The sequence below is a fragment of the Streptomyces shenzhenensis genome (assembly GCF_021462265.1).
Lineage (GTDB): Bacteria > Actinomycetota > Actinomycetes > Streptomycetales > Streptomycetaceae > Streptomyces > Streptomyces shenzhenensis.
Genome location: NZ_JAJONF010000020.1, coordinates 94,658 through 121,020, shown reverse-complemented (window position 1 = coordinate 121,020; position 26,363 = coordinate 94,658). Strand labels below are relative to the sequence as shown.

The following is a 26,363-nucleotide window of genomic DNA, read 5'->3' as shown; positions in this document are numbered from 1 at the left end:
CGGTGCTGTCTCTCGCTCACATGCCCCAGCGCAGCGCCGGTGTCTTCACCGGAGCGTCCCACAGCCGCAGCAGCTCCTCGTCGACCTGGCAGAGCGTGACCGAGGCACCGGCCATGTCCAGGGAGGTCACGTAGTTGCCGACCAGGATGCGGGCCACGCTCACCCCGCGCTCCGCGAGCACCCGCTGGACCTCCGCGTTGAACCCGTACAGCTCGAGGAGCGGGGTCGCGCCCATGCCGTTGACCAGGACGAGGACCGGGTTGTGCGGCGGCATGTCCTCCAGTACGGCGTTGACCGCGAAGTCGGCGATCTCGCCGGAGGTCATCATGGCCCGCCGCTCCCGGCCCGGCTCGCCGTGGATGCCGATGCCCAACTCCAGTTCGCCGGGCGGCAGATCGAAGGTCGGGGAGCCCTTGGCCGGCGTGGTGCAGGCGCTCAGCGCGACACCGAAGCTGCGGGAGTTCTCGTTCACCTGGCGCCCGACGGCCTCCACCCGCTCCAGCGGCTGTCCCTCGGCGGCGGCCGCCCCGGCGATCTTCTCGACGAACAGGGTGGCGCCGGTGCCGCGCCGGCCCGCCGTGTACAGACTGTCGGTGACGGCCACGTCGTCGTTGACGAGCACCTTCGCGACCTGGATGCCCTCGTCCTCGGCGAGTTCGGCGGCCATGTCGAAGTTGAGCACGTCACCGGTGTAGTTCTTCACGATGAACAGCACCCCGGCCCCGCTGTCCACGGCGGCGGCGGCCCGGGCCATCTGGTCCGGGACGGGGGACGTGAACACCTCGCCCGGACAGGCGGCCGACAGCATCCCGGGCCCCACGAATCCGCCGTGCAGCGGCTCATGCCCGGAACCGCCGCCCGAGACCAGCGCGACCTGCCCGGCGACGGGGGCGTCCCGTCGTACGATCACCCGGTTCTCCACGTCCACGGCGAGGTCGGGAAAAGCCGACGCCATGCCCCGCAGCGCATCCGCCACCACGGTTTCCGGAACGTTGATCAGCATCTTCATGTGATCCTCCAAGGACGTTACCAGGCTAGCCTCTGACCTGCTTCTTCACAGGTCAGAGTAGATCAACGCCGACTTTGGTGTGACTGTTCGTCAGGTGTGGGCGGGGGCGGTGACCGGGAGCGGCGCAGTTCTCCTGAGCGAAGTATCGACCTTGCGCGGACGAAGGTCACGTGGGCGGGCTGGTGAAGGGGGAAGCGGAAGCGGACGCTTCCCTCGTCCTGGCAACGGTCCTCGATCACCGGGGCCGTGCGGCCTTCGGACGGCGAGGGTTCGTCGCCCTGCTGCGGGTGGCGGTGCTGGGTGTCGTCGGATACGCCGCGTCCAGGGCGCCCGCGGCGGCCGGCGAGGGTTTCACAACCGGGCCGCGATCGAGAAGCTCGTCGACGAAGCGGCCGGCGGCTCCCAGGTCTCCGGTGCGGTCGGCCCCTTCCGGGCCAGGGCCGTCAGCAAGGACGGCACGACCGCGTACGCCTGCTTTCGCCTCGGTCCGCGCTCGGCCGGACCTCTCACAGGGCACGACGGGTGGATCTCCGGCGGCCGCCTCACGGGGGGCAAGCCGCGAGCGCCCTCAGGAGGCCGTCGGCCAGGAGCTGGGTCGGGGCGGCTTCGCCCGGTGCCGCCGCCGTGGCGCGCAGGGCGGCCTTCAGATGCGCCCCGGGGAAGGTGGCCGCGTAGGCGACGGGATCGTCGGCCGAGTACGCCGTCGCGAGCGCCGTGCCGAGCGCCGCCGCGTGCGCCTCGGCGAAGGCGCGCGCGTTCGCCTCGGTGCTCAGCCGCGCGTACTCGTGGCCGTACGCGTCCGCCTCGGCGGTGGAGTACCGGTTGGCCAGGGCGTGGTCGCGGGCACCCGCGTGGCCCTCCGCGTAGGCGCCGGCACGGTCGTAGGCGGCGTCGTGCAGCCGCAGCAGGAGCGGGCCGAGCGCCGACCGCCAGGTGTCCCGGTCGGCCGGTGCGCCCCGGGCCGCCGCGCGGTGCAGGGCGGCGGGCACGGCCGTGTCCGCCGTGCCCGCCAGCAGCGGCAGTACGGTCTCCGCCTGCCAGACGTGCACGGGCCGCAGCCCGGCGGGGATCCTCGCCGTACCGAGCAGGGCGTGCAGCCGGTTCGCCCAGGCGTCCGCGGCGGGCGGCGCCAGTTCCCCGTGGACGGCGGTGGCGAGCCGCCACAGCCAGGCGGGCACCCCGGCCGCGGGCGGCTCGGCGGCCTGGGTCCGCAGCGCGGCGCGGAAGGCCGCCGGTGCGGCGGTGGCCGTGGCCATGTGCGCTCTTTCCTCGGTCGGGTCAGCCATGCAGAGACGTGCCGTCGATCGCCACGCGGCGGCCTTCCCTGGTGTGCGGGAAGTAGTCCCACACCGCGTGGTGCTGCACGCTGCGGTTGTCCCAGAACACCAGCGTGCGCTCCTGCCAGCGGACCCGGCAGTGCAGCAGCGGGGTACGGGCGATGTGCGCGTACAGCATCCCCAGCAGGGCGTCGCTCTCGGCGCGGGACAGCTGGGTGATGTGCGAGGTGTAGGGGGCGTTGACGAACAGCAGCTTGCGGCCGTTCTCCGGATGGCGGACGACGACCGGCTGCTCGGTGCGCGGCACGTCGTACTCGGGCGGCGGGGTCAGTCCGGCGTCGGTCCAGGGCTTGGCGCCGTCGTGGAGGGCGGTCAGACCGTCGAGGAAGCCGCGCAGGGCGGGGGAGAGCAGCTCGTAGGCGAGGTGCATGTTGGCGAACAGGGTGTCGCCGCCGCTGCCGTCCTCGGGAGTCGTGGTGATGTACAGCATCGAGCCGAGGGAGGGCTCCGGGTCCGCCGTGCCGTCGGAGTGCCAGCCGTTGCCGGCGACGGCCTTGGAGTCCCGGTCCGCCTTGATCTGAAGGATGTACGGATCGGATCCCTCGGCGGCGAGGGCGACGGGGTGCAGCTCGCCGAAGACGCCCGCGAACCGCTTGTGCTGTTCGGGGGTCAGGTCCTGGTCACGGAAGACCAGCACGTGATGCGTGTGGAAGGCGTGCTTGAGCTCCTTCTCCTGCTGCGGCGTCAGCTCCCGGGAGAGGTCGAGACCGGTGACCTCGGCGCCCAGCACCGGGGTGACCGGGGCGACGGAGAGGGTGTCGTAGGGCTCGGCGGGGCGGGTGGTGAGCTGCGCCACGGCGCGCAGTGCGTAGTCCTCCATGGGGACCTCCTTGGGACAGGACGGGACAGGACGGGACGGGGCCGGGCGGACGAGGGCAGAGCGGTGAGCGGGGTCAGAGCCCGCGGTCGAGGAGTTCGGCGACCACCAGCCGGCCGAAGGCGAGGTTGCCGTGGATCGTGTCGCCGGCCTGGCAGAAGACCGGCCGCTGGTGTCCCGCGCCGTCGGTGACGCGGGCCCGCAGGTCGAGCAGCTCCACCCCACGTGCCGTGAGTTCGGCGCCGATGACGTCCTGGGCGGCGAAGAAGACACCCGGGTCGGACATGCCGGGGACACGCTGCGGCGGCATCAGGGCCAGCACCCGCAGTCCGAGGGCGGCCGTACGGTCGTAGAAGGCGAGCGCACCGCGCACATTCGCCCGGACCAGGTCGCCGAACAGGCCGCTGCGCAGGAACCGTTCGGGCACGGTGCCGTGCCGGTCGCGGTGGATGTCCCAGTTCTGCCGGGTGGCCACCGTGTGCGCGCTCAGCCCGAACGTGCACACGAGCGGCACCCCGAGCCCCGCGAACCCGGGCACGCCGAGCGCGTCCAGAGACTCCCGGACCAGTCGCCGCGCTCGCGCGTCCCGGAATTCCAGGTCACCGCCGGCGTCGTCGACGAACGGCCCGAGGAAGTCCCGGCCCGAGCCGACCGGGCCGCCCACGAAGGGCAGCCGCGCCTGGTGCGCGGCCCGTCCGACGCAGCCTGCGTGGGAGTCACCGAGCAGAAGGAACCGGGCCGGAACGGGGGGCGTAGTAGTCGAGTACGGCGTCGTCACACCAGTGGTCCTCTCCGCCGGTGACGGGGGTGGAAGGCGCGGGCACCGGCGCGGGCGGTGCCGCGTCGGCCCCGGGCCGGACGGCCCGGAAGAAGTGCCGCATCACGAAGGCCACTCCGTCCGGGGTGACCGTGCGCAGGTTCGGGCCGTAGAACGCCGCCCGGTACGGGAAGCCCGTGACGATCTCGTACGACGGGAAGTAGTCGACGCCGTCGGACGCGTCGGCGAGCTGGCCGGCCGCCGCGCGCAGCACCGACTTGGAGTGGGTGGTGGCGACCAGCGCGTGGCGCCCGGTGGCGGTCGCCGTCAGCGGCACCGGGGAGACGGTGAGGACCGTGCGCAGCCGGGAGTTGACGCCGCGCGCCATGGCGAGCACGGCCGTGAGGTCGCGGTGCACCCGGTCCACCGTGTGGTTGTGCAGGACGTGCCGGGCCGGGTCGTAGCTGCCGCGCACGGTACCGGGGCACACCGGCAGGACCGTTCCGGTACGGGCGTCGTGCCAGGCCTCGGTCAGGCCGAGGGTGAACACGAGGACCGCGGCTTCGGCGAGGGCGGTGCGGACCGCGTCCAGGGTGACGTCGCGGGCCCGCAGCACGTCCTCCGGCGAGCGGTGGCCGGCCGGTTCCACGCCCGGCCGGTAGGGGTCGTAGAAGGCTCCGTCCTCCTCCCACACCTCCTGCGGCGGCGTCTCCTCCTCCAGCGCCCAGGCGACCCACTGGCGCAGCGCGGCGGCCGTGTAAATGTTGCCGGTCCGGAAGGAGAACCGGCGGTATCCGCGCGCCGCCTGCTCGGCCGCCGTCAGGCCCGGGGGCGGCAGTTCGGCGTCGTACCAGTGCATGCCCTCGGCCAGGAGGGCCCGGCCGATGTGCGCGGCGAAGCAGGATCCGGCGGTGACGACGGGATCGTCCTGGCCGATCGCGAACTTCGGCGTCCACAGGCCGTCGATGTCCGCCGGGTCGGGCTCGGCGACCGCGGTGCGCCAGAACGACCGGGCGGGCAGGCGGGTGTACGGATGCTGCACGGGGGGTCTCCTCAGATCCGTCCGGCGGGCTGCGGCCGGGCGTCGGACGGGGACACGGTCTCGGTGAGGGCGGCGGCGATCTCCCGGACGTGTGGCTCGCCGACGATCTCGTAGTGGTCGGCGTCGACGTGGCGCAGCCGGTACGGCGCCGGGAGGTGGGCGTCCCAGGCGCCGCGGGCGGTCGGATCCGGCGCGAGCGCGGCCTCGGTCACGGGGCGGGCCGCCAGCCATACGGCGGCGGGCGTCCGGCGCAGCCTCGGCAGCCGGTGCCCGGCCATGGCCGCCAGGTTGGCGCGGCAGCAGCGCGCGAGCCGCTCGGCGTAGACGCGACCGGACTCCGTGAGCCGGTCGACCGGGTCCGGGTCCGTCGGTCGTCCCGTGCCGTGTTCTGGGTCCGTCGGCCGTCCTGCGCCGTGCTCCGGTTCCGTCGGCCGTCCCGTGCCGTTTCCGCTCAGCTCGCGGGCGAACACGGCCTGTATCCGGTCCTCGTCATAGCCGGCGAGGCGCTGCCCGGCCCCGGGCGGCGGCGGGTCGAGGAGATGCAGGGCGGTCACCGGCCGGTCCTCGGCCTCGGCGAGCGCGGCCATCGACAGCGCGGTCCACGCCCCGAACGACCAGCCGGCGAGCGTCAGCCGGCGCCCGGGTTCCGGGAACTCCCGTCGTACGGCGGCCAGGTAGTGCGCGGCGCGCTCCTCGATGGGGCGGTCCGGCAGCCCGGGGTCGCGCAGCGCGGGGTCGGCGATCAGACAGACGGTGCGGTCGTCGGGCAGGGCGGACACCAGCGGCCGGTAGGCCTGGATGTCCCCGCCCACCGGGTGCACCAGGCACAGCACGTCCGGCCCCGGGCCGCGCTGCCACACCTCGACGTCCACCGAGCCGTACGGGCGGACACCGCCGCCGAGGTGGCCGAGGATCTCCGCGAGGCTCACCCGGTGGCTGAGCCGGGACAGCTCGATGTCGGTGCCGTGCAGGCGTTTGATCTCGTCGAGGAGTTCCAGCAGGGTCAGTGAGTCGGCGCCCAGGTCGTACAGGGCGGCCTGCGGGTCGACGGCGTCCACGCCGAGCAGGCCGAGGAGGATCCCGGTGATCTGCGCACCGAGGTCACCCGGTTCGGGCACGGCCGGTTCGGGCACGGCCGGTTCGGGGGCTGGTTCGGCGGCCACCGGTTCGTACGCGTAGAAGGCCCGTGCGGCCGTCAGGTCCGTGGTGCTCACCATGAGACACGGCAGTTGGAGGTGGAGAGCCCGCTCGAAGACGGCCGTACCCTCCTGCGGGGTCAGCGCCACGGCCAGGTGGTCCCGGTGCCGGGCGTCCGCCCGGCCGGCGTGCCGCTGGGCCATGCCGACGTCCCGCCACGCGTCCCAGCCGACACTGGTGCGGACGGTGGCGTCGCCGCCGGGCGCGGTGTGCTGGGCGTAGGCGTCGAGGCAGGCGTTGGCGGCCGCGTAGTCGAACTGGCCGACTCCGCCGAACCGGGCCGCCATCGAGGAGCAGTACAGGACGTGGTCGGGGGCGTGTTCGGCGACGAGCAGTTCGACCAGCAGGGCGCCACGCAGCTTGGCCGCCGTGACATTACGGGCGGCGGCCGGCTCGCGCCGCGCCAGAAGCCCGCCCGCGGCGGTCCCGGCGGCGTGCACGATGCCGGCCAGGCCGTCCAGCAGCGGGCTCAGCCGGTCCGCGACGACCTCGGGTTCCTCGGTCGCCAGGTCGGCCGTGACCAGGGTGACCCGTTCGCCGAACTCCCGCAGCGTGGCGGGCACTTCGGTGCCGCGGGCCACCAGGACGACCCGGTTGCCAGGGTGCCTGAGGAGGCTCGCGGCCAGGGTGGTGCCGATGCCGCCGGTGCCGCCCAGGATCAGATGGGTGCCCGGCGCGGCGGCCGGCGGGGGTGTCTCGCCGACGGGCACCGGCACGCTGGTGGGATGCCACCAGAAGCCGTCCCGCAGGGCCGTCGCCCGGTCGGTGACGGCGTCGTCGAGGAGCAGGTCGGGCAGGCGGGCGGCCCAGCCGGCCGGGTGCGGGCCGGGCAGGTCGGTCCAGCGCAGGGTGACGCCCAGTTCCTGCCGGGGGACTTCGAGGGCCGCGGCGAGCAGGCCCGCCTCGGGGGTGTGCACGCTCCCGGTGACCGGCTGCGCCCGCTGCGACAGCAGCCAGGCCCGGGGCCGATGCGGTTCCGGACGGCCGGCGAGGGCAAGGGCGAGGGCGGCGACCGTGTCGAGACAGGCCCACTCGGCCGTCTCCAGCGCCGACGCGGTCAAAGCGCCGTCGAGGGCGAGCGGCAGCGCGTGCAGCCAGTCGACGGCCGGTCCGTCCGCGCCGGCCAGGCGGCCGAGCAGGTCGGCGAGCTGCCCGGCGTCGGCGACATCGGCCTCGTAGCGGTCGTCGCCGAGCCGGGTCAGCCGCTGCCCGGCGCGCACGCTCACCACCCGGGCGTAGTGGCGTTCCAGGAACCGCCAGCTCTCACCGTCCTGGCCGGGGCCGGTCACCACCACGGCGGTACGGCCGGACACCGCGGCCTTGGTGCGGGCGCGCCGCGAGCGCGTCCACAGCGGCTGGTGCAGCCACTGCGCGGCAGGCAGCCGGGAGATCCCGGACCGCTCCTCGGCGGGGCGCTGCAAGCCGTGCTCGGCGGCGCGCGAAGAGCCCTCCCCGGCGGCGCTCGGAACGTCGCACTCGGGGGCGCGCGGGTAGTCGTACTCGCTCGTGTCGAAGGCGGGCGGCGGGAAGTCCCAGGGCGCGGCGGCCGGACCCGCCGGCCAGGCGACGGTGCGGCCGGCCGTCCATGCCGCCGCGAGGGCCCGCGGGTCGCGGTCCTCGACCGGCGGTGCGTTCCGGGACGGGGGCGCGGTGACCGCCGGCAGGGCCCGCAGCCAGGCGACGGCCGAGGCGGCGTCCGGGCAGACGGCCGCCGCGCGGTGGGCCAGGGCGGGCCGCCCGGCCTGCAGGTGCCGCAGCACCTGGGGATAGGCGTCCGGACGCGCCGTGAGGTAGTCGGCGACGCGGCGCGCGTCCGCGCGGACCGCGGCCTGCGAGGCCCCGGACAGCACCAGGCACGGCAGCGGCTGACCCGGGTCCGGGTCCGGTACCGGGTCCGGCTGCTCCAGCAGCACATGGGCGTTGGTGCCGCCGATGCCGAAGCCGCTCACCCCGGCCACCCGGCGCGAGCCGGCCGGCCAGGGCTCGGCGGCGACCGGGATCCGGAACGGGCCGTCGGCGATCTCCGGGTTGAGGCGGTCGAAGTCGGCCGTCGGCGGCACGACCCCGTGGTGCACGGCGAGCACCGCGCGCACCAGGCCGGCCACGCCCGCCGCCGCGCCCAGATGCCCGATCTGGCTCTTCACGGACGACAGCGCCATCCGCGCGTCCGCCGCCAGCCCGTACGCCTGCCGCAGCGCGGCCGCCTCGACCGGGTCGCCGAGCCGGGTACCGGTGCCGTGCGCCTCCACGTACCCGACGTCGCCGCCGGTGCGACCGCTGCGGTCCAGCGCCGCGCGGATCGCCGCCCGCTGCCCGGGCAGTGACGGGGCGCTGTAACCGAGCTTGCCGGAACCGTCGTTGTTGAGGCCCGAGCCGGTGACGACCGCGTACACGGTGTCGCCGTCGCGGCGGGCGGCGGCCAGCGGTTTGAGGACGACAACGCCGGTGCCGCTGGCCCCCACGGTGCCCTCGGCGTCCGCGCTGAAGGGCCGGCAGTGCCCGTCGGGGGAGAAGATGTGCTGCGGCCGGTAGGTGTAGCCGTCGGTCAGTTCGGTGTCGACGAGGACCCCGCCGACGAGCATCACGTCGGCGTCGCCCTGCCGCAGCATCCCGGCGGCGACATGCACCCCGGCGAGCGAACTGGAGCAGGCGGACTGGAGCGTGAACGCCGGTCCGGTGAGACCGAGATGGTAGGCGGCCTTGGTGGCGAGGAAGTCCTTCTCGTGGTGCAGGGCGAGCCGGAAGGAGTCCGGCAGCAGATCCGGGTCGCCGTCGCGGAGCATGCGCTGGAAGTAGGTGTTCTCGCCGCAGGAGGCGACCAGACCGACCCGCAGCCGGGCCGGCTCGCCGATTCCGGCGTGGGCCAGGGCCTCGGCGCAGTTCATCAGCAGCTGACGCTGCTGGGGGTCCATCAGCCGGGCCTCGTGCGGGCTGATCGTGAACCGGCCCGGGTCGAACGCGAGCGGCCCCGCCAACTGGCTGCGGGCGCCGACCCGGCCGCCGTCCGCGGCGAAGTGCTCGATGCCCCGCCGGCCGGAGACGACCAGGTCCCAGAACGCGGCCAGGTCGGGCGCGCCCGGCAGCCGGACGGCCATGCCGACGACGGCGACGGGCTCATCCGCCCGCCGAGCGCTGCCGGACGCCCCCGGCTGCCGCGTCGGGGCGTCCCGGGTGGCGCCGCCGTCCGTCACCAGCCTGGCCAGGGCGCGCAGCGTGACGTGCTCGAACAAGTCCGGTACGGAGAACGGGAGATCGCCCTCTCCCGAGCATCTGAGCTGGAAGCGCATCAGGTCCAGGCTGGTGGCACCGGCGTCGAGGAACCGCTCGTCCACGCCGACGCTCCGCCCGGTCGCCGCCCGGAACAGCTCGGCCAGCCGCAGCTCCAGCGGCGACAGTCCGGCGTCCACGCGGTCGTCCGGCCGCAGTTCGCGCCCCGGAGCGGTGAGCGCCGCCCGCCGGTCCACCTTGCCGCTGGGGGTGCGCGGCAGGTCCGTCACTCTGCGGAAGGCCGCGACCCGGACGTAGGCGGGCAGCAGCCGCGCCAGCCGCCGGGTCAGGTCCGCCGGGTCGGGATCCGCACCCCGGCACTGCAGGACGGCGACCAGCCTGCCGTCCAGCACGCCCGCGACCGCGTTGACCACCTCACCGCACCCGAGCAGCGCGGCCTCGACCTGCCCCAGCTCCAGTCGGTGGCCGCCGAGTTTGACCTGGCCGTCGTCGCGGCCGGCGTAGTGCAGCAGGCCGCGCTCGTCGAAGCGGGCGCGGTCGCCGCTGCGGTAGAGGGTGCCCAGCTCGGGGTCGTCGACGAACCGGTCGTGATGGTCGGCGGGGTCGCCGAGGTAGCAGCGGTTCGCCATGGGACCGCCGATGAGGAGGTCGCCGGTCACCCCCGGCGGGACGGGCAGACCGCCTTCGTCGACCACCCGCAGCACGGCCCCCGCCACCGGGCGCCCGACGGCGGGACGCGCCGGCCAGTCGGCCGGGTCGCCGTCCAGGCACAGGGCACTGACGACATGGGTCTCGGTCGGACCGTAGTGGTTGAACAGCCGGGCGCCGTCCGGCAGCCCCGCGAACCAGCGCCGGATCGCGTCCGTGCACACCAACTGCTCGCCCGCGGTGACGACCTCGCGCAGCCGGGACGGGAACACCCCCGCGCGCACGCCGTGTTCGGCGAGCAGCTGCAACGCCACGTAGGGCAGGAAGATCCGCTGCGCGCCGCCCGTCTCCAACTCGTCGAGCAGCGTGGGCACGTCCTGCCGCCAGGCCGGGCGCACCAGGCGCAGCTCGCCGCCCGAGCAGAGGGTGGTGAGGATCTCCTGGAAGGAGACGTCGAAGGAGAGCATGGAGAACTGCTGGGTGACGGCGGGCCGTTCGAGTCCTCCCTCGGTCCGCTGCCAGGTGAGCAGGGAGCACAGGGTCCGGTCGGGGACCTGGACGCCCTTGGGGGTGCCGGTGGAGCCCGAGGTGAACAGGGTGTAGAGCGGCCGCAGTGCGCGGTGCCGGTACGGCACCGGCGGCGCCGTGGGCGTACGGGTGAGGGTGACGACGTGCCGCGGCAGGTCCGGCGGGGCGATCGTGGCCAGGACGTCCAGGTCCTGGGCGCCGGTCAGTACGCACAGCGGGGCCGCCTGGTCCAGCACATGTCGCAGCAGGGCCGCCGGGTAGGCGGGGTCGAGGGGGACGACGGTCAGGTTGCGGCGGGCCGCCGCGAGAAGGGCGACGACATGCTCGACGGACGGCTGGAGGTAGAGGGCCACTGACGCCGGGGCGGCGGGATCCTCCGGAACGCTCAGGAGCGACGCCAACGCGTTGGCCTGGGCGTCGAGTTCGGCGTACGTGAGGGTGGTGCGGCCGAGGGTGACGGCGGGCGCGTCGGGAGTGCGGGCCACCTGGCGGGCGAACCCCTCGGCGACCGTCGCGAAGTCCGGTTCCACCGCGGAGCCGTGGGCGGCCCCCGACGAGCGGTACGGGGCGACGAGCGCGCGCAGGGTCAGGTCACCGTCACCGGTCAGCCGGTCCAGGGCCCGCCGGAACAACCGGGCCGCCGCTTGCGCGCGTTCGGCGCCGAAGTCGTCCCGGTACTCCCAGAGACAGCCGAACCCCGACTCGTCCTCCACCACGGACAGGGTCAGCGCGCACTTGGCGCCCGCGGGCTCGGGCCACAGGGGCTCGACAGCACAGCCGGCCAGCCGCAACGCGGAGAGCTCCGTGTTCTCCAGGACGAACAGGTAGTCGAAGAGCGGCGAGCGGTCGCGGAACGCCGGCGCGGGCAGCACATCGGCGAGGAGCACCTCCTGCCCTTCCAGCACCCGGCGCACGGTGCCGGCGTGCGCCGTGAGGTGGGTGCGCAGCAAGTCGTCGGGCCGTACGGCGAGGTCGAGGAGCACGGTGTTCGCGAACATGCCGACGCTCTCGGCGAACTCCGGGCGCGGCCGGTTCGCCACCGGAGCGGCGACCAGCGGCCGGGCCTGCCCGGTCACGCCGTACAGGCACGCGGCGAACGCCGACACCAGCAACTGGAACCTGGTCAGGCCCAGTTCCGCGGCACGCCGGTCCAGCGCGGCCCGGCGGACCAGGTCAAGGGAGGTGCGCAGCAGCCGGGCCCGCGGCCGGAGGGGGGACGCGGACCCGGGAGCGGGCCGGGCGGGTGACGGCTCCGGCGCCTCGGCGTAGTGCTCGCTCAGCCGGGTGCGCAGCCGCTCGTATCCGGCGGCCGCCCGCCAGTCCCGCTGCCAGCGGGCGAGGTCGACAGGGCCCGTGGCCGGGGCGGGACGTTCCGTGTCGCCCGCGTAGGCGGCGGTGAGGTCACGGAAGAGGAGGTTGAGCGACCAGCCGTCCACGGCCGCGTGGTGCAGATGCAGAAGCAGCAGACCGCCGTCGGCGTGCTCCGCCCAGGCGGCCCGCAGCATGTGGGGCTCGGTGAGGTCGAAGCGGTGGGCGAAGAAGCGGTCGGCGGTCTCCTGCCAGGGCTCCCCCTCGCGGGCGTCGAGCGGCTGCCAGGGGTCGTACGGCGCCTCGGTGCGCTGCCGCAGGCCGTCGGGGGCGGGGACCAGCCGGGTACGCAGGGCAGGGTGACGTTCCACCAGCGTGCGCAGCGCGCGGCGCAGAGCCTGCCGGTCGACGGCCCCCTGGACGCGGAAGGCGAGCGGCACGTCGTAGGAGCGGTCGTCGGGGTCGCGCCGGTGCAGGAGCCAGAGGCGCTCCTGTTCACTGGTGGCAGGCCCCTCCACGGCGTCCGCGGCGTAGGTGGCGGGTGGCACGGGCGGCCGCTCGTCGGCCGGAGCGGTGCGCACGGCGTCCGCGAGAGCGGCGAAGTCGGCCCGCAGCACCAGGTCCTGGGGGATGTCGACGCCGTACCGCTGCTGGATCTCGAAGCGGAGACGCAGCGCCTTCAGGGAGTCGCCGCCGTTCGGTATCCAGCGGTCGTCGGGACGCAGGCCGCCGACGCCGAGGACGCCCTCGGCGATCTCCAGGACGGGACGCTGCTCCGCGCGGACGGCCACCGCGTCCGCACGGGTGCCGCGCCACGGCGTGGCCGCCTCGCGCTCCAGCGCGGCCTGGTCGACCTTGCCGTTGGGGGTCAGCGGGAGTTCCGGGACCAGGTGGGTGTGGTGGGGGCGCATGTACGGCGGCAGGGCGGCGGTGAGATGACGTTCGTAGTCGGCGAAGGAGAGGCCGTCGTCGCCGAGGACGAGGAAGGCCAGCAGCTCGTGGCGGTCCGCCGTGTCGCGCCGGGTGCAGACATGGGCGCGGCGCACGGCGGGCAGGGCCAGGATCCGCTGCTCCACCTCGCCGGGTTCGATGCGGAAGCCGCGCACCTTGACCTGCCGGTCGGCGCGTCCGACGTGGTGCACGAGCCCGTCGGCGTCCCGGCGTACCAGGTCACCGGTCCGGTACCAGCGGCGCGGGGAGCCGTCCTCGTCCGCCAGGTGGACGAAACAACGCTCGGTCAGTTCCGGGAGATTGCGGTAGCCGCGCGCCAACGCCGCGCCGGAGAGCAGGAGTTCGGCCACCTCGCCGTCCTCCGCGGTGCGCCCGTCCGTGGTGCGCAGCAGCAGTCCGGTCCCCGGCAGAGCGGTGCCGATCGGGACCGACGAGTCACCGTCGAGGTCACGGGGGATCGGGTGGTACAGGGCGAACGTCGTGGCCTCCGTCGGCCCGTACACGTTGTAGAGGACCGTGCCCGCACCGGGGTTGGCGTCGTACCAGGCGCGGATCGCGCGCGCATCGAGCCGTTCGCCGCCGACCAGGACCTGTCCCGCGTCGGCGAAGCAGCCGGGAACCTTGTCGACGACCGTGTTGAAGAGGGCCACCGTGATGAACAGGGTGTCGACGCGCCGTTCGCGCAGCACGGCGGCCAGCCGGTGCGGGCTGTGCACCTCGGAGTCGTCCAGGACGACGCAGACGCCGCCGGTGAGCAGCGGGGCCCAGATCTCGAAACTGAGCGCGTCGAAGGCCGGGTTGGACAGGCACGCGAAGCGGGCGCCGGGCCGCGGGTCGAGCCAGCCGGGCCGGGCCAGGCGCAGCACGCCCGCGTCGGTGACCTCGACACCCTTGGGGCGGCCGGTGCTGCCGGAGGTGTAGAAGAGGAAGCCGGCCGGGTCGCCGGCGCCGGCGGGTGCGGACGGCTCCGCCGCCACGGATGCCGCGGCCGGGCCGAGGAGCAGGCCGGCGTCGATCCCGTCGGCGTGCCCGGCCGTGCCGTCGTGGACGACCGTGACGGCACCGGAGTCGTCGAGGATGTGGCGCTGCCGGTCGGGCGGACTGAGCCGGTCGAGGGGGACCACCGTGGCCCCCGCGCGGCGGATGCCGAGCATGACGCACACCAGTTGCCAGGACCGGGGCAGGCAGACCGCGACGGACTGCCCGGCGGTCACGCCCTGTTCACGCAGCCTCGCGGCCACCCGGCCGCTGAGCAGGTCGAGTTCCGCGTAGTCGAGCAGACGGCCGCCGTCCTCGACGGCGACGGCCGACGGCGTACGGTGCGCCTGGGCGAGCACGGCTTCGACGAGCCCGGCTTCGGGCAGTCCAGCCTCGGTCAGCTCGGCTTCGGGCCCTTCGGCGTCGGTCAGTTCGGCTTGGGGCAGTCCGGCCCCGGCCAGGCCGGCCTTCGGCAGTGCCGGCTCGGGCAGTCCCGTCTCGGTCGATCCGGCCTCGGCGGGTCCGGAGGCCGCGGTGCGGTCGGTCATCGCGTTTCTCCCGCCGGTACGGCGACGGAGCGCACCGCGCGCGTCGGCTTCCCCTCGTGATGGGCGAGTTCGGCGGCGAGCAGCGCGGCGACCCGGGCGGTCTCGTTGCCCTCCAGGATCTCCCAGTGGTCGCAGGCCATCGTCTCCACGCGGAACTCGCCCCGCGCGCGCCGCCGCCAGAAGGCCCGGACCTCGGCGTGGAAGGGGGTGTCGCCGTCCGGCACGGCCTCGGCGAGGACCAGCCTGGCCGGGGAGGCGGCCGGTACGTGGTCGCGGGCGGTGAGCCGGTTGTGGTTGTAGATCCGGAAGTAGCGGTCCACCTGGGCGTCGTCGATGCCGGGGTACATCCCGTTGAACCGCACGAGTTTGTCGCGGAACTCGGCCGCGTCGACGGCGGTGATCGCCGCGCGGGCCGCACTGTCGTCGGTCGCCTGCGTGTCGAGGAGGACCACGCTCACATCGCCGCGCCCGGCCTGCCCGAGCAGGCGCCCCATCTCGTGCGCGACGAGCCCGCCGTAGGAGAGCCCGGTGAGGACGAGCGGACCCTCCCCGAGGGGTTCGAGGAGGCGCAGATACGTCTCGGCCATCGCCGCCACGCTGGGCAGCACGTCCTCTCCCGGGTTCACGCCGGGGGACTGGATGCCGTACAGGCCGGCGTGTGCGGGCAGGTGGGCGGCGAGGGGCAGGTAGCAGAAGGCGGTGCCGCCGGCCGGGTGCACGCAGACCACCCGCGGGCCGCTGCCCCGGCGGAACTCGATCAGGCTGCCCGGGGCGCGGTGCGCGCCGTCCTCGCGCAGCAGCGCGGCCAGCGACTCGATCGTCGGCCGCACCATGACCTCGGCGACCGGCAGCCGCCGGCCGAAGGCCTCGGTGACCTCGTGGGCCATCTTGATGGCGGACAGCGACGTGCCCCCGACGTCGAAGAAGTTGTCGCCGACCCCGATCGAGGGGTGGAGCAGAACGCGCTGCCATATCCGGTACAGGGCGTGCTCGACGTGGTCGCGCGGGCTTGCGGTGTTGACCTGGTCGGACGTCTGCTCGTGGACCAGGCGCAGCACAGCAGCGCGGTCGAGTTTGCCGCTGCGGCTCAGCGGCAGGGCCTCCAGGTCGAGGACGACGGCGGGCACCATGTAGTCCGGCAGGCTGCGGGCGAGGGCGGCGCGCCACTCGGCGCTGGTGCGCGCCGCGGCGGCACCCCGGCCCACGGCGGCCACCAGCCGGGGCCGGCCCGCCGGGTCCTGGTCGGCGAGGACGACGGCCTCGCGGACGCCGGGCAGCCGCGTCAGCGCCGCCTCGATCTCGCCCGGTTCGATCCGGAAACCACGCAGCTTCACCTGGTCGTCGGCGCGCCCCGCGTAGTGGAGCAGGCCGTCGTCGCCCCAGCGGGCCAGGTCGCCGGTGCGGTAGACGCGGGCGCCGGGCACGAACGGATCGGGCAGGAAGCGCTCCTCGGTGAGGTCGGGGCGGCCCAGATAGCCGCGGGCGAGGGCCGCCCCGCCGAGATGGATCTCCCCGACGACACCGGGCGGGACCGGTTGCATCCGGGCGTCCAGGACGTAGCAGCGGGTGCCGGGCAGCGGGCGGCCGATGGGGCACGGGCGGTCCAGCGGCCGGGGGTCGTGGTGGGCGGTGCTGTAGAGGGTCGCCTCGGTGGGGCCGTAGCCGAAGCAGATCCGCAGACCGGGCAGCCGCTCCGTCATGCGGTGCAGCGCGGCCTCGGTGAGCGACTCGACGCCGGTCAGCAGCTTGCGCAGACGCAGGCCGCGCAGCCGTACGTCCGGATCCTCGTCGACCCATTTGACGTAGGCGGGCGGCAGGAACGCCTGCACGATCTCGTGCTCGCGCAGCCAGGCGAACAACGCCTCCGGGTCGCCGCGCACCTCCTCGGGGACGATGTGCAGCGTCCCGCCGGTGGTGAGGGGCAGCAGGAGTTCGTGGACCGACGCGTCGAAGCCGATGCTGGACCAGGCCGAGCCCGCCTCACCGGGGGCGGTGCCCATCCGGTCGTGCCAGGCCGAGAAGAGGTTGAGGACGCTGCGATGCTCGACGGCGACCCCCTTGGGGCGTCCGGTGGACCCGGAGGTGAAGATCACGTAGGCCAGTTGGTCCGGGGCCCGGGTGATCCCGGCCGGCGGCCGGCCCCAGGCCGTCCCCTCGGCCTCGGCCTCGACCGTGCGGATGTCGAGCCAGTCCCGCGGGCGGTCCGCACCGGGGTGGTCGCTGAGGACCACGGGGCACGCGGCGTCCTCGACCATGGCGGCGAGGCGTTCCCAGGGCTGGCCGGGGTCGAGCGGGAGATAGGCGGCACCCGCCTTGAGGATGCCGAGGACGCCGACGGCAAGGTCGACGGTGCGGCGCGCGTGCAGTCCGACGACGTCACCCGGACGGACGGCACGGCCGGCGAGGGCGTGCGCGAGCCGGTTGGCGCGCCGGTCGAGCGTCGCGTAGTCCAGCGCGTGCTCGCGGTCGGTGACGGCGGTCGCGGTGGGGTGCGCGCGGGCCCGGGCCTCGAAGAGTCCGGTGAGACCGGAGGCCGCGCGCAGGGCGGTCGCGGTCGTGTCGGACGGGTCGCGGGCCTCCTCCCGTGCCCCCGTCGCGTCGCCGGCGCCGATCAGCGCCTGGCGTTCACGCGGGTCCATCAGCTCCAGGGTGTCGACGGTGCGGTGCGGGTGCCGGGCCATGTCGGAGAGCAGATGCCGCAGGTGGCCGGCCCAGCGTTCGGCGGTGACGGTGTCCAGCAGCGCGGTCGCGTGGTCGAGGTGCCCGGTGACCCGGCCCTCGGACTCGCTCGCCGACAGGGCGAGGTCGAACTTGGCCGGGGCGTGCGCGATCGGCAGCGGCGCGGTCTCGACGCCGGGCAGCCTCAGCAGGTCGTGCCGGTCCGGGACCCAGGCCAGCATGGTCTGGAACAGCGGGGTGTGGGCCGCGCTGCGGGGCGGGTTCACCACCTCGACGATCCGCTCGAACGGCAGGTCCTGGTGGGCCAGGGCGTCGCGGACCACCGCACGGGTCCGGGCCAGGGCCTCGGCCGCGGTCGGGGAGCCGGACAGGTCGACGCGCAGCGGGAGTGAGTTGACGAGGAAGCCGATGAGCCCGGCCGCCCCCGGACCGCGGCGGCCCGCGACCGGACTGCCGACAACGATGTCCTGCTGCCCGGACAGCCGGGACATCAGCACGGCCCAGCCGGTCAGCACCGCGACGAACAAGGTGGCCCCGTGCTCCCGGGCCAGGGTGCGCAGGGCGGCCGTGACGTCCGCGTCCAGTTCGAACCCGACCCGGCCGCCGGCGTAGGCCTGCTCCGCCGGGCGCGGCCTGGCCAGCGGCAGTTCGAGCACCGCCGGTGCGTCGGCCAACACGTCCTTCCAGTAGGCCTCCTGGGCGGCCAGGGCGCCACCGAGCACGGACTCCCGCTGGGCGTCCGCGTAGTCCGCGTACTGGAGCCGCAACTCCGGCAGTTCGGCCGGCACCCCCGTCGCCAACGCCTCGTAGACGAGCCCCACTTCCCTCATCATCACGTTCATCGACGCTCCGTCGTAGATACTGTGATGGAACGTCAGCAGCAGCACGTGGCGCGCGGGGCCGAGGGCGAGCAGCCGGCCGTGCCACAGCGGGCCTGCCGCCAGGTCGAACTCCCGCTCCGCCTCCTCCCGCTGGCACTGCGCGATCCGGCCCTCCGGGTCGGCCGCGGTGCTGAGGTCCTCCATGTCCAGGGCGATGCCCGAGCCCGCCGGGTCGATGTGCTGGCACACCCCGCCGGCCTCGGCCACCAGCCGGGTCCGCAGGGTCTCGTGCCGGTCGGTCAGGGCGTCGAAGGCGGCGGCCAGGACGCCGCGGTCGAGCGGACCGGTCAGGAGGAAGGCGAGGGTCTCGTTGTAGGCGGTGTTCCCGCCCGGGAGCTGGGCCAGGAACCACAGCCGCTGCTGGGCGAAGGACGCGGGCCGGACGCGGCGTTCGGAGTCCGCGAGGACGGAACGGGGAGTGTTCTGCACCGGCAAGGCCTGGCCTTCCTGTCGGGGAACGGGACCGGGGACGGAACAGAGGGCACACGGACGCGGCGGACGACGGCATCGCGTCACATGCCCGAAGGATGCGAAGGAGGGGGCGCGGAGGTGGGGGTGTGAGGGCGGGGGTGCGACGGAGGCGAAGCGAAGTGAGGGTGCGAGGTGGGGGCGCGAAGTGGGGGATGCGGGGATATCGGCGAGTGGGAAAGGACCGATGGGGAGAGACGCGTGGTGCGGACGCGCACGCTGAGGCGTCAGCTGTGCGGAGTATCTGAGGGGGGCTCCGTGACGTAGCTGTGATCATCAGCCACGTGCTGAGGGCATGTCAACACTTGACTTTCCCACAGAGGTTGACCTAGATGCCCGTGGTGCAGCGGACGGCGCCTGTGGTCCGGGATCGCGCTCCCTGGTGGCCGCGCGGGAGCGCCGGACTGTGGTGGTCGGACATCCCCGCGGCGCGGGAGCAGCTCGTCCTGCGGATGCCCGATGGCCGCCGAGGCGCCCCTGGCTACCGTGAAGTCGTTCTTCGCCGACCTGCTGCTCCGGCCGTCTCCGTCGTGGCCTGGCCGCCGCCACGGTCGGGGCGGGCGCCCTTCTCGGCGGCCGGCGCCTCTCTCGGTGGCACGGCGAGGAACGTGGCGGCCTTCGCCGGCATCGCCGTCTCACCGCTGACCCGGCACCCGCCGGTGGCCGCTCGCGCGCGGGGGCGGCCGAACTCCAGCAATACGTTGCCGGTGTGGCCGATGTGTTCGTGCATCGCACGCTCGGTGACCACAGAGTCCTGGCGGTGGCCGCGTCGTCACGGCCCTCGGCCATCAGCGTGAGCGCCTCGCGCTCGCGGGGCGTGAGCGGGTCCAGCGTCCGCGACGCTGCCCGCTGCCCGACAGGTACGGCACAGGCGCGGACCCGGGGCCCGGTCGGGGTTGACCTCAAGTCCGGTTGAGTTTCTAGGGTGGTCGCACCGATGTCGACGTGCTGGAAGGGGAACACCCATGAGGACACTGGTGCTCGGAAGGACGCCCGCCCGGGTGACGGCGGTGCTGGCCACGCTGCACACGGACGGCTTCGACGCAGAGGGGGTGAGCACGGACGACGAGGCACTGAAGCTGTTGGCGACCGAGGACTTCGGAGTGCTGATCATCGGCGGAGGCGTGGGACCCGACTCCCGTGCGGCGATCAAGGGATTCGCGGCGGAGCACGGGGTGCGGCACGTGATCGACGGCGCGCTGTCCGAGCCGTTCGACGTCTACGTGCGGCGGGAGTTCGAGCCGCTGATCCGGAAGGCCGCCGCCGAGAGGTGACGGCCCTGGGACACCCGGGCCGCGCCGGGTACGACTTGATCCGCGGGCAGCCCCTGGCTAGACCGCCCGGACCTGCTGCGCCTGCGGGCCCTTGGTGCCCTGCCCGATCTCGAACTCGACGCGCTGTCCTTCGTCCAGGCTCCGGTAGCCGCTGCCCTGGACCTCCGAGTAGTGCACGAACACGTCAGGGCCGCCGCCGTCCTGTTCGATGAACCCGAACCCCTTCTCCGCGTTGAACCACTTGACGCTGCCCTGAGCCATGCTTGTTTCCCTCGTCTCGTTGCCGCGACCTGATCGTCGCGGACCGCGACGATCCTCCCCCCGTACCGAAACGGGCAACCGACCCGGAGACCATCGCCACCCGGACGGGGGAGCCCAGCCGCGTCAGTTCTTCCCGGCCAGGCTCTGGGTGCCGAGCACCGAGATCAGCTCCAGCTTCTCGGCGGCCTCGGTGCCCGGCTCGGCCGAGTACACGAGGATACGCAGATCATGCTCCTCGACCCGGAGATGGTCGCAGTCCAGCGTGAGGGCGCCCACCTGCGGATGCTCGACCGTCTTGCGCGACGCCTCCAGCCGCCCCACGACCCCCGCGTCCCACAGCTCGGCGAACCGCCCGCTCTGCGCGCGCAACTCGGCGATCATCCGCCGCAGTTGCCGGTCGGCCGGATAGCGTGCGGCCGTCGAGCGCAGCTCGGCCACCATGCCGGTCTCGAAGGCCCGCCGCTCCTCGGGGGTGTGCCGCACCCGGCTCGGCCGGCCGAGGAAGTTGCGCCACACACCGTTGCGGTCGAAACCGCGCAGCCCGGACGGATCACCCATGAGCGCCGCGTACATCGGGTTGGTCACCAGCAGGGTCATCGCAGCGTCGGACACCGCGACGGGGGTGCCGGACAACCGGTCGAGGAGCCGCTGGACACTGGGGGTGATGCAGGCGGGCACCATGTCGGGACCCGGCGGCACCAGCCCGGCCAGCCCGAACAGGTACGTGCGCTCGTCCGAGGACAGCCGCAGCGCCCGCGCCAGCGCCTCGACGACCTGCACGGACGGGTTGCTCGCCCGGCCCTGTTCGAGACGCGTGACGTAGTCGACCGAGATCCCGGACAACAGCGCCAGCTCCTCCCGCCGCAGCCCCGCCGCACGCCGCTGGCCTCCGGCCGGCAGCCCCGCCGCGTCCGGGGCGACACGGTCGCGCCAGCGCCGCAGTGCCTGCCCGAGTTCCGTCGCCGTCATACCGCCAGTCAACACCGTCGGCCCCGGACGTGCCTGGTACCCGCGGTCATAGGCTGTCGGGTCCGCCACACCACCCTTACCCTGGCCAGCGCGTTGAACTGCTCTGTGTGCGCTCACGGGGTCGAATTGGGTGGGTAGGTCGTTCCACGGACCTTCTCACCCTCACGCCGCGGTGGTTAGCCTCAAGCTGATTCCGAGTCTTGCACAGGAGGGGCCGTTGGGGTCAAGTCCGGATCGGTATTGCTGAACCGGGTGCTGTCGGGCTGGACGGCTTTTGCCGAGCCGAAGAGTCCCCCGAAGGTGGTCACCGTGACACCATGCACGGCGACCGGCGGGTGAGCGTACGTGTCCCATGTCTCGGTGAACTTGGCATGGCGGCACAGGGCCTGGACGGTTTTCGGGTCGAACTCTCCGGGTCACGTCCCCTGTGATGGTGTAGGTGATCAATCGTCCGTAGCGTTCGGGGTGTTGGGGAGTGCATGGGTGGTGTGGTCGGCGTGTTCGGCGGCGTAGATGGCCGTCATGCTGCCTTCGGACAGGTAGCGGCGGGGAAAGGCGATCCATTCGTCGTGCATCTCGCTGAGCACGGCGGTGACCAGCCGTTCGAGGGCGGCCGGATCGGGGAAGACCTGCACGACGTCGGTGCGGCGCTTGATCTCGCGGTTGATCCGCTCCAGGGGATTTGAAGACTGGATCTTCTTCCAGTGGGAGATGGGGAAGGCGGCGAAGGCGGTCAGGTCCTCCTTGGCGTCCAGGAGCATCTGCCTGACCCTGGGGAACTGCTGCCCGAGCATGTCGGCCACCGCATCGAGCTGGTGATGGACGGCTTCGGCGGTGGGCTGGATGAAGATGGTGCGGATGGCCGCCGCGACCATTTCCCCGGACCCCCTGGGTATCACGGAGAACACATTCCTCAGGAAGTGAACACGACAACGCTGCCAGGCGGCGCCGAGCATGACCTTGCGGATCGCGGCCACGAGGCCGCTGTGACTGTCGGAGATGACCAGACGGACCCCGCCCAGGCCGCGTTCGCGCAAGGAGCGCAGGAACTCGCTCCAGAACGTCTCGGTCTCGCTGTCACCGACCATCACGCCCAGCACTTCACGGCCGCCGTCCTCGCTGATACCGGTGGCGATGACCACGGCCTGGGAGACGATCCGGTGGTTGACGCGCACTTTGCAGTAGGTCGCGTCCAGGCAGAGGTAGGGGAAGCGGCTGTGGTCCAGGGGCCGGCCGCGGAAGATGGTGAGCTGTTCGTCCAGGTCACCGCAGATCCGTGAGACCTCGCTCTTGGAGATGCCGCTGTCCGCGCCGAGCGCCTTGACCAGGTCGTCGACCGAGCGGGTGGACACCCCGTGCACGTACGCCTCCATGATGACCGCATACAGGGCCTGGTCGATGCGGCGCCGCCGTTCCAGCAGGCTGGGGAAGAAGCTGCCGCTGCGCAGCTTCGGTATCGCCAGGTCCAGATCGCCGGCCTGGGTGGCGAGGGTCTTGTCGCGATGACCGTTGCGGTAGCCGGTGCGGTCCTGGGTGTGCTCGCTCCACTGAGCGCTGATCCGGCCGCTGAGCTCGGCCTCGATCAGCTCTTGCAGCATGCGCTCCGCGACGTTGCGGACGAGCTCGATCCCGTCCGCCGTGCGTAGTGACTCCAGCAGGCGTTGTAGGTCAGACTGGGACAAGGCCATCGGGCACCTTGCGGGTTGAACTGGCCGTTCACCAGGGAGATTTGCACGGTGGCCTGCCCTATGCGCAGGGAGCGGAAGCCGTCACCGGATGCACGCCCCGGGCACCCGCCCGCGCACACCCACACGGTGATCGCCTACACCATCACGCGGGAGCCATCCCCCTTGCGACGGTCGGCGACTGCCGCATCCGCCGAGGCCGATCGCAGTCTTGTAGCCGTGATCGGATCATGCCGGGCCCGTCGGCGGCCGAACCGGGGCCCGGTGCCGGCCGCGGGCCGGTCCTCATCCGCTACAGCCCGGCGCATATGCGTCGTGCCGGGCGGCAGCGGACGTTCTTCTCTGTCAGGCCGGCAAGTGGAACTGCTGGTTGGTGCCGCCGGCGCAGGTCCAGATCTGCAGCCGGGCTCCGTTCGCCGTCGACTTGTCGGTGACATCGAGGCACTTGCCGGACGCGGGGTTCACCAGGGTGTCGCCGCTGCTCCGTTGCCAGACCTGAGCACCGGTGCCGTTGCAGTCGTACAACTGGACCTTCGTGCCGTTGACGGTGCCGGCGGCGGTGAGGTCCATGCACTTGCCGAGACTGCGGATGGTGTTGTCGGAACCTACGGTCCACTGCTGGGCTGTGGTGCCGTTGCAGTCATACATCTGAACGGCGGTGCCGTTGGCGCTGTTTGCCGCCGCGACGTCCACGCACTTGCCGCCGAGGCCGGTGATCTGCCCTGTGGAGCCGGTGGGTGGCGGGGGGGGCGTACCACCGGTCACGGTGTTGAGGATGCTGGAGAACTGCCAGGCACTCTGCGGTGTCCCGCTGCAGGTGTCGGAGAGCTGACCATTGGTGGCGCACGCCTTGTCGCGGCCGAGTGCCCAGAAGGCGAGTTCCTGGATGCCCTTGGACCTGGCGAGGTCGGCGAGCGTGGTGGCGTTGGCGGTGGTGAAGATCTCGCTGACGTCGTCGTTGACCCCGATCATCGGGGTGTTGCCTTCCATCGCCCACAGCTGGGCGTCGGACTTCTCGGGCCAGATGGTGCCGAGTTGGGTGCGCAGGGCGGTCGCGGCGTCGGTGGCCGCCTTGCCCATGTCCCGGGTTCCGTCGTAGTAGTCCATCGTCATGATGTTGACGAGATTGACGGTGAGCCCGTTGCTCTTGGCATTGGACAGCAGCTTCGTGCCGTTGTCGTCCAGGCCGTTCGGCATGGACGGCAGGGTGTACTGGACGTCCAGCTTGCGCCCGGCGGCGGCGTACTCCTGCTGGAGCTGGGCGAGGGCCTTGTTCCGGCGGTCGTTGGCGGCGGTGTCGGCGATCGCGCTGCCCTCGATGTCGAAGTCGACCCGAGTGAGGTCGAGGGCGTCGACGACCTTCTTGTACTGGGCCTTGAGCGAGGCCACGGTGGTGCAGGCCTGGGCCTCCTCGGTGCCGGAGGCGCCGCCGAAGGAGGCGATGACGTCGCCGCCCGCGGCGCGCAGGGAGTTGATCGCTGAGGTCCAGCCGGCGTCGGTGACGGGTGTGTCGCCGTTGAACATGGCGTTGCAGCCGCCGCCGTCGATGACGAAGGCGAGCGTGAAGTACCTCAGGCCTGTGGCGTTGCGGGCGTCGGTCATGGCCGAGGGCGAGTTCCACGTCTCGACGTACGGCGCGGCGTAGCGGGCGGGGAAGCCAGGGCCAGGGTTGGTCGCGGCGCTCGCGGAGCCGCCGGTGGTGAAGAGGGCGGTGGCGGCCGTCGCGAGGACAGCGGGAGCGGTGGTGAGGGCTCTGACAGCGGATCTGATCACAGGACGGCTCCTGTCATGAGCGCGGGACGCGCGAGGTGGGGGTGCCGAGGCAGAGCGTTCGGGAACTCCAGCGGAAGTTCACATAATTGAACGATGGTTCCTCTGTTGAACCGTCGATGGTTGACGACGGTATGGACTAGACCAGCTGCGCGTCAATACCTCGTGCATCGCGCGCAGTTCAGGAGGTCGTGTCTGAGACTTGCCCCGGCAGAGGCCGTCGGCGGCGGGCGAGGTTGCAGAGACCCTTCTCCCCGGTCGCTCCCCTGACCGCCGGCCTTGCCCCCCGCCGGCCTTCAGGCCACCGGCTCAACCGCCTACGACCTTTACGGAAGGGAGGAACCGCGGATCGCGATCGTCCTGGATCGCGAGGACCTACCACCGGCGCCGCAGACATGCCTCACTCGCCCGGCTGACCCCCATCGAATTCCGGACCGTCATGACCACCGGCCCTCCAGGCCGCGTGACGGAACATGTCCCCCAAACCTGCACCAGACCCGTGTCCGCATAGAGGCTGTGGATGACACGCCAGGTCTCGGGGAGATCACATGGCAGGTCTTCGACCGGAGCCACCTCTCCGAAGGCTCCATGGCCGAACTCCTCGACCCCGAACCGGGGATGACAGCCGTCTTCCCCCACCGGAACCGAACGTCTCGACCAGTGACTGCACCACGTGGCAGGACGTGATCCGTGTCCCGCCACGGATGTGCGGTCGCCCGCCGCCGTGACCCCCGTCGCGCACATCTCCCGGGGGCCGCAAAACCGGTGCACATTCCTCTGCGGGCATGATCACCGGCGAAAATACTTGCTCGCTCCGCGAACCTATCTGCCTGCACGGGCAACGCACTGAGGTGAGCGCGGCCTCGTCCGCGGCCGCCGACCAACCTGCAGGAGATGTGTGTTGCCCGTACCCCTCAGAGCCGGGCTGTCACTTCGCCACCGCAGACGGCCGTAGGCGTCTTCCTTCTCACCACTGTCCTGCTCGCGACGCTCGGCGCCCAGGCTCCCGCCCAGGCCACCGACAGCGGCAAGGTCGCGAAGCCGACCGCGGGCTCGCACGGCCTGCCCGGTCAGGCGGCGCCGCTGTGCGGGCCGGCCAAACCCCACCAGTTCACCTGCTTCGGGCTGCCGCGGAACCGACGTCGAGGCCCGCAAGGGACTGCGAAAGGCCGAGGACGCGCCCCAGGGCTTCGGGTCCACAGACCTGCGTGACGCCTACGGTCTTCCCTCCGACGGCGGAGCGGGCCGGACCATCGCCGTCGTCGATGCCTACGACAACCCCACCGCAGAGGCCGATCTGGCCGTCTACCGGGCTCAGTTCGGGCTGCCGTCCTGCACCACCGCCAACGGCTGCTTCACCAAGGCCGACCAGCGCGGCGGAACCGACCATCCCGCGGCGGACACCGGTTGGGCCAGTGAGATCTCACTCGACCTGGACATGGTCTCCGCCGTCGCCCCCGAGGCGCGGATCCTGCTGATCGGGGCCGACCGACCCCTGGCCGAGGACCTGGGGGCCGCCGTGGACCAAGCGGTCGCCCTGGGCGCCGGATATGTCTCCAACTCCTACGGCCCCAACTACCTGTTCTATCCGGAGGATCCGGCCGAGACGGCGGCGGACGCGCACTACGACCACCCCGGTGTGGCGATCGTCGCCTCCTCCGGCGACACGCGGCAGCCGTGCAGTTCCGCTTCCACTTCACCGGCCCCGGCATGCTCTGGGCCGTCGACGACGTGGCGCTCGACGAACGCGTCCTGACTCCGGTTCCAGGTGGCATCCTTACCGGCATCGTCTCCGACGACAACACCGGCCGCGGCCTGATCGGCGCAAGCGTGGCCACCCGCCCGGCCGCAGGGTCTGCCGTGCTGAGCGCGGCCACGGCGGGCGACCCGGAGGTCGGCGACGGCCTCTACCGGCTGTTCGTCCCCGGCGGCGGCCGGCACTCCGTCACCGCGGCGAAGCCCGCCTACCGCACGGCGTCCCTGACCGCCCGGGTGCCGAAGGGCCGGACCACGCCGGGTGCGTTCGTC

At 73.0% G+C, this 26,363-nt stretch carries 14 protein-coding genes; 2 read left to right on the top strand and 12 right to left on the bottom strand.

The features are described 5' to 3' along the window. Window positions 1–16: 16 nt before the first annotated feature. The 8 genes from dhaK to LQ326_RS25115 form a co-directional block, all read right to left on the bottom strand. On the bottom strand, window positions 17–1,009 hold the full coding sequence (gene dhaK, locus LQ326_RS25150) for a dihydroxyacetone kinase subunit DhaK (RefSeq protein ID WP_234539931.1): 993 nt from the start codon (window positions 1,007–1,009) through the stop codon (window positions 17–19). A gap of 542 nt (window positions 1,010–1,551) precedes the next feature. After that, a complete protein-coding gene (locus LQ326_RS25145) occupies window positions 1,552–2,265 on the bottom strand; it encodes a hypothetical protein (protein ID WP_234539929.1) in 714 nt (237 codons plus the stop codon). 22 nt (window positions 2,266–2,287) lie between these two features. Next, window positions 2,288–3,166: a TauD/TfdA dioxygenase family protein gene (locus LQ326_RS25140; protein ID WP_234539928.1), complete on the bottom strand. Its 879-nt coding sequence runs from the start codon at window positions 3,164–3,166 to the stop codon at window positions 2,288–2,290. A 73-nt stretch (window positions 3,167–3,239) separates the two neighbouring features. Beyond that, window positions 3,240–3,941 (bottom strand): hypothetical protein, encoded by a 702-nt coding sequence (locus tag LQ326_RS25135; RefSeq protein ID WP_234539926.1) that lies wholly within the window; start codon window positions 3,939–3,941, stop codon window positions 3,240–3,242. Beyond that, the gene (locus LQ326_RS25130; protein WP_234539924.1) at window positions 3,880–4,962 is read right to left on the bottom strand and encodes a GSCFA domain-containing protein; all 1,083 of its coding nucleotides are present in this window, start codon (window positions 4,960–4,962) and stop codon (window positions 3,880–3,882) included. Before LQ326_RS25130 ends, LQ326_RS25135 begins: the two co-directional genes overlap by 62 nt. An 11-nt stretch (window positions 4,963–4,973) precedes the next feature. Further along, window positions 4,974–14,348, bottom strand: coding sequence for a non-ribosomal peptide synthetase (locus tag LQ326_RS25125; RefSeq protein WP_234539923.1), 9,375 nt, complete (start codon window positions 14,346–14,348; stop codon window positions 4,974–4,976). Continuing rightward, window positions 14,345–18,343 carry a non-ribosomal peptide synthetase gene (locus tag LQ326_RS25120; RefSeq protein WP_434056957.1) on the bottom strand — a complete coding sequence of 1,333 codons (3,999 nt, stop codon included), beginning with the start codon at window positions 18,341–18,343 and terminating at the stop codon, window positions 14,345–14,347. The genes LQ326_RS25125 and LQ326_RS25120 overlap by 4 nt, the downstream gene beginning before the upstream one ends. A gap of 514 nt (window positions 18,344–18,857) precedes the next feature. Next, window positions 18,858–19,106 (bottom strand): hypothetical protein, encoded by a 249-nt coding sequence (locus tag LQ326_RS25115; RefSeq protein WP_234539919.1) that lies wholly within the window; start codon window positions 19,104–19,106, stop codon window positions 18,858–18,860. Window positions 19,107–19,341: 235 nt separating this feature from the next. Between LQ326_RS25115 and LQ326_RS25110 the strand changes: the two genes are divergently transcribed. Next, entirely contained in the window at window positions 19,342–19,650 is a 309-nt protein-coding gene (locus LQ326_RS25110) for a hypothetical protein (protein ID WP_234539918.1), read from the top strand. Window positions 19,651–19,707: 57 nt separating this feature from the next. Here LQ326_RS25110 and LQ326_RS25105 read toward each other — a convergent pair whose 3' ends face one another. From LQ326_RS25105 to LQ326_RS48370, 4 genes are all read right to left on the bottom strand, one after another. Continuing rightward, window positions 19,708–19,911, bottom strand: coding sequence for a cold-shock protein (locus tag LQ326_RS25105; RefSeq protein WP_181809315.1), 204 nt, complete (start codon window positions 19,909–19,911; stop codon window positions 19,708–19,710). A gap of 123 nt (window positions 19,912–20,034) precedes the next feature. Continuing rightward, entirely contained in the window at window positions 20,035–20,880 is an 846-nt protein-coding gene (locus tag LQ326_RS25100) for a helix-turn-helix domain-containing protein (RefSeq protein WP_234539916.1), read from the bottom strand. 443 nt (window positions 20,881–21,323) lie between these two features. Further along, window positions 21,324–22,568 (bottom strand): IS256 family transposase, encoded by a 1,245-nt coding sequence (locus tag LQ326_RS25095; protein WP_234539914.1) that lies wholly within the window; start codon window positions 22,566–22,568, stop codon window positions 21,324–21,326. Window positions 22,569–22,910: 342 nt separating this feature from the next. Beyond that, the gene (locus LQ326_RS48370; protein WP_234539912.1) at window positions 22,911–24,338 is read right to left on the bottom strand and encodes a chitinase; all 1,428 of its coding nucleotides are present in this window, start codon (window positions 24,336–24,338) and stop codon (window positions 22,911–22,913) included. 1,435 nt (window positions 24,339–25,773) lie between these two features. Between LQ326_RS48370 and LQ326_RS25085 the strand changes: the two genes are divergently transcribed. Next, on the top strand, window positions 25,774–26,091 hold the full coding sequence (locus LQ326_RS25085) for a S8/S53 family peptidase (protein ID WP_234539910.1): 318 nt from the start codon (window positions 25,774–25,776) through the stop codon (window positions 26,089–26,091). Window positions 26,092–26,363 lie beyond the last annotated feature (272 nt).